Source organism: Arundinibacter roseus, assembly GCF_004348825.1.
Classification (GTDB): Bacteria; Bacteroidota; Bacteroidia; order Cytophagales; family Spirosomataceae; genus Arundinibacter; species Arundinibacter roseus.
The window spans coordinates 25,179-38,649 of sequence record NZ_SMJU01000011.1 but is presented as its reverse complement, the minus strand read 5'-3'; the positions used below and the strand labels follow the sequence as shown (position 1 = coordinate 38,649).

General features: G+C 43.4%; 9 protein-coding genes and 2 pseudogenes. 6 read left to right on the top strand and 5 right to left on the bottom strand.

Translation table 11 applies throughout. The features are described from left to right. Positions 1–226: 226 nt before the first annotated feature. The 3 genes and pseudogenes from EZE20_RS17370 to EZE20_RS17360 all read right to left on the bottom strand — a co-directional run. Entirely contained in the window at positions 227–1,201 is a 975-nt protein-coding gene (locus EZE20_RS17370) for a helix-turn-helix transcriptional regulator (protein WP_132120009.1), read from the bottom strand. Between the two features lie 288 nt (positions 1,202–1,489). After that, positions 1,490–1,882, bottom strand: a complete 393-nt coding sequence (locus EZE20_RS17365; RefSeq protein ID WP_132120007.1) for a RidA family protein — start codon at positions 1,880–1,882, stop codon at positions 1,490–1,492. A gap of 469 nt (positions 1,883–2,351) precedes the next feature. Then, positions 2,352–2,632, bottom strand: a pseudogene (locus EZE20_RS17360) (DUF1501 domain-containing protein); the annotation flags it as partial. Between the two features lie 122 nt (positions 2,633–2,754). On the opposite strand from EZE20_RS17360, the pseudogene EZE20_RS24600 reads away from it, so the two are divergent. Further along, positions 2,755–3,654, top strand: a pseudogene (locus EZE20_RS24600) (alpha/beta hydrolase fold domain-containing protein). A 189-nt stretch (positions 3,655–3,843) separates the two neighbouring features. Here EZE20_RS24600 and EZE20_RS17350 read toward each other — a convergent pair. After that, a complete protein-coding gene (locus tag EZE20_RS17350; RefSeq protein WP_228713852.1) occupies positions 3,844–4,596 on the bottom strand; it encodes a WD40/YVTN/BNR-like repeat-containing protein in 753 nt (250 codons plus the stop codon). A 321-nt stretch (positions 4,597–4,917) separates the two neighbouring features. On the opposite strand from EZE20_RS17350, the gene EZE20_RS17345 reads away from it, so the two are divergent. Both EZE20_RS17345 and EZE20_RS17340 read left to right on the top strand, forming a co-directional pair. After that, a complete protein-coding gene (locus tag EZE20_RS17345; protein WP_132120003.1) occupies positions 4,918–5,289 on the top strand; it encodes a BlaI/MecI/CopY family transcriptional regulator in 372 nt (123 codons plus the stop codon). Positions 5,290–5,323: 34 nt separating this feature from the next. Further along, entirely contained in the window at positions 5,324–7,087 is a 1,764-nt protein-coding gene (locus tag EZE20_RS17340) for a M56 family metallopeptidase (RefSeq protein ID WP_132120001.1), read from the top strand. Positions 7,088–7,122: 35 nt separating this feature from the next. Here EZE20_RS17340 and EZE20_RS17335 read toward each other — a convergent pair whose 3' ends face one another. Beyond that, positions 7,123–7,821, bottom strand: a complete 699-nt coding sequence (locus EZE20_RS17335) for a GntR family transcriptional regulator (RefSeq protein ID WP_132119999.1) — start codon at positions 7,819–7,821, stop codon at positions 7,123–7,125. 358 nt (positions 7,822–8,179) lie between these two features. On the opposite strand from EZE20_RS17335, the gene EZE20_RS17330 reads away from it, so the two are divergent. From EZE20_RS17330 to EZE20_RS17320, 3 genes are all read left to right on the top strand, one after another. After that, on the top strand, positions 8,180–8,737 hold the full coding sequence (locus EZE20_RS17330) for a sigma-70 family RNA polymerase sigma factor (protein WP_228713850.1): 558 nt from the start codon (positions 8,180–8,182) through the stop codon (positions 8,735–8,737). A 122-nt stretch (positions 8,738–8,859) separates the two neighbouring features. Then, positions 8,860–9,897 (top strand): FecR family protein, encoded by a 1,038-nt coding sequence (locus EZE20_RS17325; RefSeq protein ID WP_132119997.1) that lies wholly within the window; start codon positions 8,860–8,862, stop codon positions 9,895–9,897. Between the two features lie 167 nt (positions 9,898–10,064). After that, positions 10,065–13,457, top strand: coding sequence for a TonB-dependent receptor (locus EZE20_RS17320; RefSeq protein WP_165933505.1), 3,393 nt, complete (start codon positions 10,065–10,067; stop codon positions 13,455–13,457). Positions 13,458–13,471 lie beyond the last annotated feature (14 nt).

The window sequence follows — 13,471 nt, the reverse complement described above, 5'->3', positions numbered from 1 at the left end:
CAATAGCACCTGTTCCTGTGGCATCATTGGCGTTTAGATATTTATCGGTCAGTTGTCAATATTTACCATATCCCACTTGAATCACCTGCCTTACAATTTGCATTGCAATGCCACCGTGCGTCAAAATCGGACTGCTTTAGGAGTTACCGCGAAGTCAGGTGTTTTCTGCGGTTTATTTCTGGTAATGTAGGTTTTTGTCTTATTCGGAGAAATTATAAACAGTCTTTTAGCGGATGGAAAAGGAATCATAGGCCAATTGCGCTAGTTTGGATAAGCAAACCCGTAGTTGAGCAGGCTCTACAACTGATATAGCACCAGCAAACGGTAACAACCAGGACGCAAGATAAGGGAGTGAGCCTACCAGAAATACCATCGAAAGGTTTCCGTCGGACAGTACTTCCTCGTGCGTGAATCCATATTGGCGCCTGGTGTCATGAAGGAATTGCACCTGGGCAGGCAATGCTATCAAGGGGTTAAAGTGTATCACCACTTTTTCCTTATCCCTCCTTTTTGCTTCGTCGATCCAATATTGCTGTAAGGTTTCTGTCCGTGCCTCAAACATTTCCTGGGAAATTACCAGCCTACTGATACGATCCAGTCGGAAATTTCGAAAAGCCTGCCGCAGGCGACAATAGGCCACTACATGCCAGTGCTGGCTAAGGTACAAACCAATAGGTTCGATTTCGCGCACAGTTTGCACGAAGCTGTCGGCTGATTGATAGCCCATGCGCACAACCTGTCTAGCTGTAACGGCGGTAACTAATTGTTGGTAGATGTTGGAGTGATTGGATACACTGGCAGGTTCCAGAACCTGTATGTAGGGGGCCACTGTTTCCAGGTGGTCGCGGTCTGATTGCCTGAGAGCTGCACGAATTTTGTCCATTGCTGCGCCGGTGAGTTGAGCTGTGGCCTTATCCGTAAGTCTACTGGCAAGCTTTTCAGCAATAAGCAGCGATAAGGCTTCATCCCGTGTGAACATAACAGGAGCCAGGCGGTAGCCTTCCAGCATCGAATATCCTTTTCCTTCCTGTGTAACTATCGGCACACCTGCGCTTTCAAGGGTTCTTATGTCGCGGTAGATCGTGCGGGTACTTACCTTAAAGCGGTCCGCTAACTCGGTTGCAGTCACAGTTCGCTTTGTTTGCAGTAGTGTTAGCAAGGCTACCAGGCGGGATAGTCGTGTGACTTCGGAATCTTTCATGGCTTACTTTTCTAAGTCCTTTTAAGGAAATGTAGTTTTACGTTTCGAACCGCAAATTCAACAATTTCACTGATCCGTTAAGGGTTTCATTAGTTTTTGCTGTAAACAGCCCCTCATAGGTCTTCTGACATAACGCTTTTATTTTTAGACCAATCGCTGCCAGGTTTTCACTTTTCAAAAAAATCATAGAATGTTCATTGATAGTTCATTCATAGATTCTGTAGTTTGAAATACTGACCAGCCAGGAGGCCCCAAATCAGGCAACCTGTCTGGTCAATATCCAAAAAGCTATCGTACCACGGTTGCTTCAAGTTCAACGGTAAGCCCACCAAACAAACCTTTTACTTCGAGCATGCTAGTCGCTTGTTTAATTCCATGCTTTTGGATCCATGCTTGATAAGTCGGCACGCAGATTGTAAAAAACTCTTGTGTAGAAGTGGTGTAGACGTTAAGTCTTACGATACCGCCCGGCTCATAGCCAGCCTCACCGATCAGATGTTCTAAATTCTGGATCGTCAGCTCCAGTTGTGTCTTCATGTCCGAGGCAACAGGCTGGCCATTGGCATCAATTGCAACTTGCCCCGAGCAATAAAGGGTTCCCTGCGGCTCTTTAATCTCTACTGCTTGTACTGAATTAGTGTACTTACCCCATTCCCAGGGATCGGTTGTGTTCTTTTGCATCTTTGCTTGTGTTTAAACTGGTTTGTTTATTATTTCTACAAAGATCGGATGGGGTAGTGACAGCCTTATGTCATACCTTTTCATTAATTTTTTTTTCATTCGATGCGGCTTTCAGGGGCCTTATCACTAAAACCTCCCCCTTGTTTTGCGCCCATTGGGTACGTGTCACAGCAGATTATCCATTTTTTAACCCCCAATCCGGCGGAGCCAATAATACATAAAGTTCCGTTACATGTTTGCCATTGCTGATGCCCAAGCGAAGCAAATAGAAATAACTCTGCATGACAGATGTAAAAATCTGGTTAGGAAAAGGGAATAATCGCTCGCATCAGCGAAGAAAAAATCCTGGTTCAATTTCCTCCCTTCCACGCAAGGCCAACGCTTTATCAAAGGGATAGCAAAAGCGATTAGGAGGCGGCCTAAAGACTACCTGATTAAGATTTTCTTTATGATTATTGGTAAATGCATTTTATACCAGAATGGGTTTTACCACGTGTCCCGCCACGTCGGTAAGTCTATATCGACGTCCCTGAAATTTAAACGTAAGCTGCTCATGATCAATGCCCATTAGATGCAAAATTGTGGCTTGCAGGTCGTGAATATGTACGGGGTTTTTGGTGATGTAGTACCCAAATTCATCGGTTTCACCGTATGTAATTCTTTTTTTACCCCTCCACCGGTCATGTAAACCGAAAAACAGCACGGGTGATGATCTCGACCGTAATTTTCTTTGGTTAATTTCCCGTTTGTAATCGGGTATAGTATAGAGTTGTAAGTCTAAAAGTGGGCAAAAGACTTTTTTAAACACGAAGAAACCCCTGCCATAAAATTTACTAAATTAGTTGACTATTAAACCTGACCCAATCCTTTGTATGTTTAAGACAACAACACTAGTATTCACCATTTTCGCGTTTCTTTTTGCTACTTCGGGCTTTGGTCAGACCAATCCGGTAATTAAGAATTTTCCACTGGGAACCCGGTTGCATGGTAATGTTGCCTACAATAACGATACCCTTCAAAAACATTTATTGGATATTTATCTGCCGCCAAACCCACTGGGTAAAGTCCCATTGGTCGTTTTTATTCATGGTGGGGCCTGGTTGAGTAATTCCAAATATGCCGATATGGGATACATGAAAAACACCCTGGCTGAACTAATCAATAAGGGTTTTGCGATCGCTTCCATTGACCACCGGTTCAGCACACAGGCCGTTTTTCCAGCTCAAATGCAGGACTGCAACCAGGCAATTTCGTTTTTGTATGATCAGGCTGAATCATATGGCATAGATAAAACACGAATGGCTGTCATGGGTTTTTCGTCTGGGGGTCATTTAGCTTCCCTCGTTGGATTGGCACATAATAATGACGTGTAGGAGTTTTATATGCCCGGAAGCAGTAAATCCTTTACATTCAAAGGGGTCGTTAATTTTTATGGCCCGGCAGAACTGATTCTTTTCCCCAGTGCCAACGACCCCAAATCCCCCGAAAGTCTACTGATTGGCGCAGCCCCGTTAACTCGCCCTGATCTAGCCAAAGCTGCTAGCCCGGTAACTTATGTCGACAAGAATGATCCTCCGTTCTTAATTATTCATGGCGAAAAAGACGACATGGTTTCTCCCCGGCAATCTCAACTTCTGAGTGCATGGCTCCATGTGGCAGGTGTTCCCAACGAACTAATTATTGTAAAAGATGCGCCGCATTATGGCGTGATGTTCGACGCCGATGAAGTCAGGAGTAAGGTGATTGATTTCCTAAAAAAACATTTGGAGTAAATGAATTCTTTTTCCTGTTATTTCCTATAAGTTCCGTTTCTAAGCTCCTGATTAGCAGGTTTGGCCAGCATTGCGGTGCCCAAACTCCAACCTATCATTTAGGTGAAGTTTAATCATTTAAATTAATGAATAAAGGAAAGCTAGGATGTTTAAAAATACAGGTCAGATTATTAGCATCTGACCTGAATATCAACAGCCGCCCGCTCTGGGAATGGCATACATTACTTTTCCTGAAACTGCCAAATTGAAGACCTTATCCTCAATGGAAGTAAGAATAAGTACCCATGATTTACCCGCATCTGATGATCTGAAAATGCCCTCAGGATGTCCGCAATAGAAATATTCACCGACCTGTACAATGGATGAAATGGTAAGACTTGGCGGGAGGCCCGCATCAATGGCCTGCCAGTTCCTGCCTCCGTCATAGGTTATGCGTACTCTTCTGGTTTTTGACTCTGTATTGTAGTTGATGGCAGCGAAACCACCTTTGATGGGTTCAACGGCAATACCTACACCGCCTTCATTCAATACTACTTCCCAGGTTTTTCCCTGATCGCTTGATCGTATAATTCCTTTCTGACTTGTTGCCATAAACACACCGTTTGATTTTACTATTTTCGATTCCCTGACTTCGACAGGTACTTTTTCCCATTGTGCGCCTGTCGAATTTGACTTATTGTGAAATACTACCTTTCCTGCCTGCAGGTAGAACCCTTGCTCGTTGACAAAGAAACCTTCTTCCTTCAAATCTGCCGGAAGTCCATCGCCAATTTGCTGCCAGGTAAATCCGCCATCAAAAGATTTTAAAATTGTGTAGGTGGATACAGAAGGGAAACTCATTTGTTTTGGTTGGCTTTCCGAAACAGGTGAGGCCTTAGGGAATTCAATTTTGCGATCAAAGGCAAAATTGAATTGGAAAATGATCAGTAAGACAAGGCTCATAGTATTCATGACAAAAACGATTGGGTGAAGTTGTTGGGTAAAGGTAGGGAAGGAGGATTTTGATCTAGCTTTTGCCTCGTAAAATGATGTAAATAGTATGTAAAACTATTGTGTCGCCCCTTAAATCATACTTGGCAGGACTTTTCGGTATAGCGGTCGGGCTAGGGTGAAGGTGTAGTTTTGTACCTGGATCAAAATCATCGTTTGTTTTCTAAATTTAAGATCCCTTGTAATTGGTTGATAATGATTGATATAGGCTTATAAATAAAGAAAACTATAAAAATAGTTTGCAAACTATATTTATAGTAATTACATTTATTCATGGAATTAGAAAAATTAACTAATAAGGAAGAAGAAGTGATTCAGGTTCTCTGGCGCTTGCAGAAAGCATTCATAAAAGACATGCTACCTCACTTTACGGACCCGCCGCTTCATTACAATACTCTCTCGACCATAATTCGGAATCTGGAAGAAAAAGGGTACGTAGCCCATCAACAGTACGGCAATACGTACGAGTATTTTCCAGCTGTAAGTAAGGAAGAATATCAGAATAAGCATGTGCTGAACAAGGTAGTAAGTAACTATTTTAATGATTCATACAAAGACCTGGTTGCCTACTTTGCAAATCAGGAAAAAATCAGCCCCGACGAGCTTCGTGAAATTATACGGATGATTGAAGAAAAAAATGAATAAGAAATTATTTTATTCCACCTAAACCTGGAAAACCATGCTGCTAGCCTACCTCTTTAAAGTAAGCCTTTTGCTGGCTGCTCTTACACTGGCCTACCGTTGGCTGATTCAGTACGAATCATTTACCCGCCTAAACCGCGCTCTGCTTTGGTTAAATGTCCTTGCTGCGTGGTCACTTCCGCTGATTCCGCTTCCCGAATGGGGGCCAGTTGAGGTACAAAAGCAATTTCATCAATCAGTTCCGGAGGTTGTGCAAAGTGTGCCATATTTTTCAACTCAGATAAAACCCCAGAAAAATAGTTTCCCAGAAACGAGTAGGGCAGAAATTCATGAAGTATGGAGTCTGATGAACTATTTACTGCTCATTTACCTGCTGGGAGTTGTGCTGCTGGCTTCTCGATTTTTATGGCAGCTAGGCCGCCTGCTGCAAAAGATACGACATCTTCCGTCAGAACAGCTGGAAGGAGATATCTACCTGGTGCGTGACACTTTCACCACCACACCTTATTCCTTCTTTAAATGGATCGCTTGTAACCCTGACCAATATACATCGCTTGAATTAAGTCATATTCTGGTGCATGAAAGTGAGCATGCTCGTCAGTGGCATAGTCTGGACCTTCTGCTGGCAGAAATGCAGCGGATCGCATTATGGTTTAATCCGTTCAGCTGGCTTCACCAAAAGTTGGTACAAAGTAATCTGGAATATCTGGCAGATCAGGCCGTGTTGGTTGGTGGATATAACCGTAAACTCTATCAGGTTCATTTATTAAAAACCGTTTTTGGTGATAATGAACTACCCCTTACTAATTCATTTGCTCAATCAATTCTTAAAAAACGAATCAAAATGATGAACCAGAAACCTTCCCCACAATGGGTCTGGGGAAAGTACGCTTTCCTGTTGGCCGTGCTGTATCTTTCATCTGCTTTTGTTTCTCCCTATCGCAGGCAGCTGATTGAACTTGCTCCCGTGCCGCTCAAATCAGTAGTTAGCGCCATGATCGAGGAGTCAATGCATGAGCCGGAAATTATTTCCGATCCAGATCTTTCCAAATTACCCGATCCAGAGATTATCCTAAAACCTTTCGAAGAAAATCTAATAAAAGCGGAGAAAGATACCCTAAAATTTAACAACCTGAGCAAATGGACGCTACTAATTGAGGATACGCTCTATTGGGCAATTTCCCCTTTGGTAAGCCTGGAAGACATCGGCATAATTCGGAAAGATATAGTAGCTTTTGGAGGTGATATGAAAATCAATGGCCTGCAGTATGACCCACTCAATCTGTTTTTAACCTCAATCAGTTTTTCAATTAAAGCATCAGGTGGAGAAGGCAAGGGTAGTCAGGGAGCAGGTATGTACACTCCAACAAAAGGTTATTCAGGCTATATCAGTAGCAATGGACTGGGCATGGGAAAATTGCCTCCAAACCCCTTATTGAATGCAATGCGAAAAGACTTTGAAAAAGCATTGGAAATTAAACAAAATCATTTGCCGGTGTATCTGGAAGATAGTTTAAGTAAAGTTTTAGTCGAAAAGGAAGGTGGTTTGGGTACGAGGTACTTCCCCAAAGAATCATTTGAAGGAGCATACGCACCTGAAATCATGAATAAGGTGGGAATTGGAAAATCAAATGAAGGAACTGTATTGTTCTCTGAAAAATTGAAAGATGTTGAATTTTATTTGAATGGTCGCGTCTCCCGATGGGATGAGGTTAATAGCATTCCATTTGTGAACCTGCACTCCATTAGTATCAAGAGTGTAGGGGAGGTAAAAAAGTACGTACTGGTTTTTACAAAATAGGATTGGTCATAAAAATACCCGGGCTAGCAAAATTGCTAGGCCGGGTATTGAAACAATGTCATTAGCTTAATCATTTCATTCTTAATGGTTTGTAGATGCATTTGCATGGATTGTTCAGCCTCATCAGGCTTTTTGTCAAGAATCGCCCGTACAAATTTTTCATGCTCATGGATGGACCGTTTCATGCGGCCTTCAAGCGTCAGAGAACCTATTTTCAAACGATGCCACTGCATATTGAGCGTTTGTATGATGCTCTCCGTTTTTGGAGCCCTGGCCATATAAAAAATCAACTGATGAAGTCGCCGGTCAATTTCGAGCCACTGCTGGAGTTCATCCTCCTCGTTTCCGGCAGCATGGGAGGAATTCAGGACAAAATTGCGCATTTCACCCATGAGTACTCCAAGTTCCTCAAATTCCTCAGGACATCCCCGCTCGATTGCCCAGCGCACGACCTGTTTTTCCAGGCAGATTTTTATGTCAAAAACCTCAGACATTTCATGAATCGTCAACAGATGAATACGTTTTCGACCGTTAATGCTAACAATTAATCCCTTTTCTTCCAGTTTTTTTATTGCATCCCGGATGGGAGTCCGGCTGATTCCGAGCTGTTCAGCTAGTGAGTTTTCGGTTATATAATCACCAGGAACAAGTCGAGAATCCAGTATTAATTGCTCAATACGTAAATAGGCATCTTCCCAGGCTTTCTTTGCGGACTTTTTCTCTGCGGAAATCATTTCAGGTATCTTCGTAAGTAATTAGAACTAGTCTAAAAGTTCTTATGCTTAAACATTTGTGTACATTTATTTATTCAAATGTATACAATAAATGCAAAATTTGAAAATACAATCAGGAAAAAAACAAAATTTATATTGGAATTTGTCAAAAACTCTTCTATATTCGCCTAATAAATTATCGTATTTCCCTTCTTTCAGTAAATGTCCTATAAGGATTCATGAATTTAGATATACCCTAGAATTCCATGATCCAATAAAGTGTATGCAAAAATGATTAGTAAAGTATACATATATTCAAATTAATCCTCATCATTTTGGCTTGTACTCAACAATTTTTAAAAATTAACCAGTTTCTTACGTGCTATCGCTATTTCAATCGCTTTCCGGCAAGACTCAGACCAGCGTGGATTTTAAGAACCCTGAGGTATTTGAGGCCATGTATAGGGAGTATTGGCATCCGCTCTACATCTTTGCACTTGCCAAAACGCATGATAAGGACATAGCCGAGGAATTAATTCAGGATTTGTTTGTACAACTTTGGGAGAAAAGAAATGAATTAAACATCTCTCATTTGCGGGGATATCTGTTTGCATGTGCACGTAACCGAATCATTGACTACTATAAAGATTCCATTTTTCTGGAATTGGAAAAGGCCACAGACTCAATTGCTCCCGATTATCCATTATTTCTTGAAGAACTCGAAACGCAGATTCAGGAGACCCTGGGTAGTTTGTCGCCCAAAACCAGGGAGATTTTTTTATTGAACAGATTTGAAGGACAATCTGCCCGGGAAATTGCCATTCAGCTTGAATTACCAGTCCGTACGGTGGAGTATCATATTACGCAGGGCCTCCGCCTTTTTCGCCTCTCATTTCAAAGCCTTCTCACATCATTTCTTCTACTATTATCCTTATAACTATTCAAAGATGTTTCGGCAGGAACTTCGCTATTTTTAGAACTATTCCGAGAATTTTCTGGATAACTTGCGGTCTTGACGGTGATTTTGGTCTTCTTAAAAAAGGCTAATCGTTCGCAGGCATGAGCAAGGACAATTTTCATACACTTTTGAGCCGGTACAGAAACGGTACCTGTTCTACGCACGAAAAACAACTCGTCGAACAATGGTTTGCCTTATTGGATGCGGATATGCCACCTATGAGCAAGCCCGAAAATGAGGCTCTGGAAGAAAAATTGTGGAGTGCTATTCAATCTCGGCAGCAGCAGCAGGTAATCCGGCCGCATTGGGTGAAGTGGTCCTGGGCGGCGGCGGCAATTATTCTTCTTGGCTTTGCCCTTTGGGGCGTGCTTCCTAAGTCCGCTAAGCAGCCAATAGCTTTGTGGGATGGTTTAAAAACACAGGCGGCTTCTTCTGAAAATCATGTTATTCAAACCAACACCACTACTGCAAATCTGGAATTGAAATTGCCGGATGGCTCGCGGCTTGAACTTACACCCGGCAGTCAAATTGAGTATCCAAAGTTTTTTGCAAAGGATCATCGTACTGTTAAACTAAAAGGAAAAGCGTTTTTTGATATCACTAGAATGGTACAAAGACCATTTCTGGTGTATAGTGGTGAAGTTATTACCAAGGTGCTGGGAACAAGCTTCTGGGTGGATGACGGGCCAGATGGTCAGTCCATTGAGGTTGCCGTTGTGACGGGCAAAGTGTCGGTTTCTCAACTGACAAAAACAGTGCAACCCGGCAGCGAGAAAATTAAAAACGGAGTAATACTGACGGCCAATCAACGTGCTCGATTTCTCCCCGAAAGCCATTCGTTTGAAATGACAATTGTTGAAAATCCACTGATCGTCAAACCCGAGGGTGCACGGTCATCTGCCATGACAAGCTCTTTCCTATTTGAAGATGCGCCGATGACCGAGGTAATTGACCGACTGGAACAGGCCTACGGAATTGAAATCATTCTGGAAAATGAGGCTCTTGAAAAGTGTCTCTTTACGGCCGCATTGCCTGATCAGACGCTCTTTACCAAACTTGACCTTTTGTGTGCAGCTGTAAATGCCCGCTATGAAGTACGAGGTACTCGTGTATTGATTAGTGGAAGAGGATGTTTATAACCTATTGAATACCAATTATTTGCTAAATAAAAGAGTCGAAGGTGTTGCGACCACCCCCGACTCTATACAATGTACTCTTTCCGTCTTTATGCATTCTTTGCCGAATGTGCATAGGGAAGAGTTGTCCGGTATCAGTTCCGTTAAACCTAACCAAACCAACAAATCTAATGAAAAAACGCGTACGTTTTACCCCCTTAGCCAGGTACCTCATGAGAATTACATTTATGCAATCGCTTCTTGTATGCATCTGTATTTCGATGAGCTTTGCCCATACGGTGCACAGCCAGGAGTTACTGGACCGGCAGTTGAGTATCAGGCTCGAAAACGTGGTGCTGCGTAAAGTCCTGCAACAAATTGAGCGGGAGGCAAAAGTCAAATTTGTGTATAGCTCCAACGCCATTGGTGCCGACAGGAAAGTGACTGTCATTGCCCAGGATCGTAAATTATCTGACGTATTGACCCTTGCTCTGAAACCGCTGAATATTACCTACCGTCTGATGGGTGGGCAGATTATGTTGCAGGAAGAGTCCCGCCTTCCCGGAGAATCCTCCCAGAACCAGGGAATGCTACTTCCGGTAGATCGGAAAATAACGGGGAGAGTTACCGATACAAGCGGGGAAGGCTTGCCCGGTGTGAGTATTCTGGTCAAAAATACTCAGCAGGGCACTTCCACAACCACCGATGGTTCATTTGTACTAACAATACCCGACGCTGGCGCCACCCTGGTTTTTTCCTTCGTCGGGTATATGCCGCAGGAGATTTTGGTAGGCTCGCAAACAAACCTGTCGGTAACCATGGAGGTCGATGTCAAGGCTCTGGAAGAAGTGGTCGTCGTTGGCTACGGAACTCAGAAGAAAGCAAATATGACCGGGGCGGTTTCAACGGTAAATTTTGAAAATCAGGCGCTCAATTCCCGGGCTGTCACCAATGTGTCAACGATGCTGGCGGGAATGTCCTCGGGTATCAGGGTGCAGCAGGTCAATGGTTTGCCGAGCGAAAACAATAATTCTTCCATCAATGTACGGGGCGTTGGCTCGCTAAATAGTAGCTCTGCACCTTTGGTAGTAATTGATGGACAAGTAGCGGACATAAATTCCGTGAGCCCCAATGACGTAGCCTCTGTAACAATATTGAAAGATGCGGCCTCGGCGGCAATTTATGGTTCCCGGGCGTCCAACGGTGTGATTCTCATTACGACCAAGAAAGGGATGGATAGTAAGGGAAAAATTACATTCTCTTATAATAATTTTGTGGGATCAAAAACTCCTGCACAAATTGCGAATCTGGTAGACAATGTACCGGACTACCTGTTGCTTGTCAATCGCATGCGTCAGAATTCGGGATTGCCCGAAAAGTTTACGCAAGAGTATATAGAAGAATGGCGCGAAGGATCAAAAATGGACCCAATCAGGTACCCAAACACCAACTGGCTGACGGCACTCATTAAGCCAAATATGGTCATGAACCATAATTTTTCAGCGCGTGGTGGCAATGACAAGGTTAATTTTTATTCCTCCGTAGACTACTTTGGTGATGATGGTTTAATCCCAAATACCGGGTTTAGGCGCCTGAATTTTAGAAATAATCTGACTTACAAAGTCAATAAGTGGTTAAAGTTCGGCAATACTTTCACAGTAATTTCTACTACAGCCGAACCCGCTACCATCGAAAATGCCTTTGAATGGATGCGTGCAACTACGCCGGCGGTGGTTCCAAAACATCCTGATGGCAGATATGGATCAGGGCAATTGCTGGGTGGTGAAGGAGGAACAAACAATGGATTGATGACTGTGGAAAACCGCCGTGGCGAAACCAAAGGAACGCAGCTTCAGGGCAAAATTTTTGCAGTGCTTTCTCCCTTAAAAGATCTTAACATTACAGCTAGCTATTTCTCAGATTTCAGATTAAGGGAAGCATGGGGAGGTAGCATTGCCACGGATCAGTGGAATTTTCAAACCGAGGCCGTAGGTATCGACCGCACCTCAGGCGCCCGTCTGAACATCAATAACTCGATCAGCCGAAATCAACGACAGATTTATGACTTATATGCAGATTATACTAAAACAATCGGCAATCATAATTTTTCAGCACTGGCGGGTTTCAATCAGGAGCAGTACGTAAGTAGCAATTTCTCGGCCTCACGAAGCGATTTGCTGAGCTATGACACTCCCGTTCTGGATGCGGCTGCGAGTGATCCTCAGGCAGATGGTAATGCTTCTGATTTTGCCATGCGTTCCTTTTTTGGGCGACTTAGCTATAATTATAAGGGGAAATATCTACTGGAAACCAATTTGCGTTATGATGGCTCTTCACGCTTTGCGCCGGACAAACGGTGGGGACTTTTTCCTTCTGTATCTGCCGGATGGATGGTTTCAGCGGAAGATTTCTGGGAGCCAATTGCCCACATTGCCAACGATTTTAAACTCCGTGCCTCCTGGGGTACGCTTGGAAACAACGGCATTGGTAACTATGAATGGCAGGAGTTTTATCGAGCGTCAAACTATGCTTTTGGAGGTACTATCGTTCCCGGTCTCACGTACAACACATTTGGTAATCCTCAAATTACCTGGGAATCGACGGATGTACTAAATATTGGCGCAGACATTCGGTTGTTCAATACTCTAAATCTGGATTTAAACTACTACAAAAAATCAACCAGGAATATCTTGTCCAACCTGCCCATACCACTTGTCAATGGCGGAATAGGTGCTCCGCGGGTAAATGCTGCCGAGGTGCAAAATCAGGGTCTGGAAATGGAACTTCGTTATCTCTTAAATCTTGGAAAAGTAACGGTGAATCTTGCGGCTAACGTGGGCTACAACAAAAACACGATTGTTAAATACAAGGGTGATCTTATAGAACCAAGGGGCGACAGTCAGGCATGGACGGAGGGCTATCCCGTAGGCGTATATTGGGTACGTGAGGTAGAGCAGATCATTCAAAATCCATCGGTCGTAGAGGCTTTGGTGGCCGATGGAATCTCGTTTCATCCTTCTACACCGGGTGTGGGTGATTTTCTGTATCGCAATGCTAACGGGGATCAATTCATTAATGATAATGACCGGGTGTTGAAAGGCAATCCGATTCCGCTATACACCTATGGAGGGAATGCAAGTGTGTCCTACGGTGGCTTTGATTTTGCTGTTTTCCTGGATGGTGTAGCCAAATGGGATCGCTACTTACGAGGGTCGCTGTATGCGCTAAACCATCAGGAAGGCTACCAATGGCCTCAGGAATATCTAAATTCCTGGACAGAAGCGAATCCTGGTACGAGCATTCCGAAAGTTTATTTCAACAATCCCAAAAATGATCAAACCTCTGATTTCTTTCTGCGAAGTGCTGATTACCTGAAAATCAGATCTATACAACTGGGGTATACCTTACCGGCCAAGGCAACCAAAATCATAAAGCTGGAAAAGCTCAGAGTATTTGCCAACATGGAAAACTTCTTCACCTTTACCTCCTGGCCCACGATGGATCCTGAGGTTTCTGTATCGGGTTTTGATCAGACCTATCCATTAAGCAAGACATTTTCAATGGGTATAAGCCTAAGTTTTTAACCTTAATCGTACAG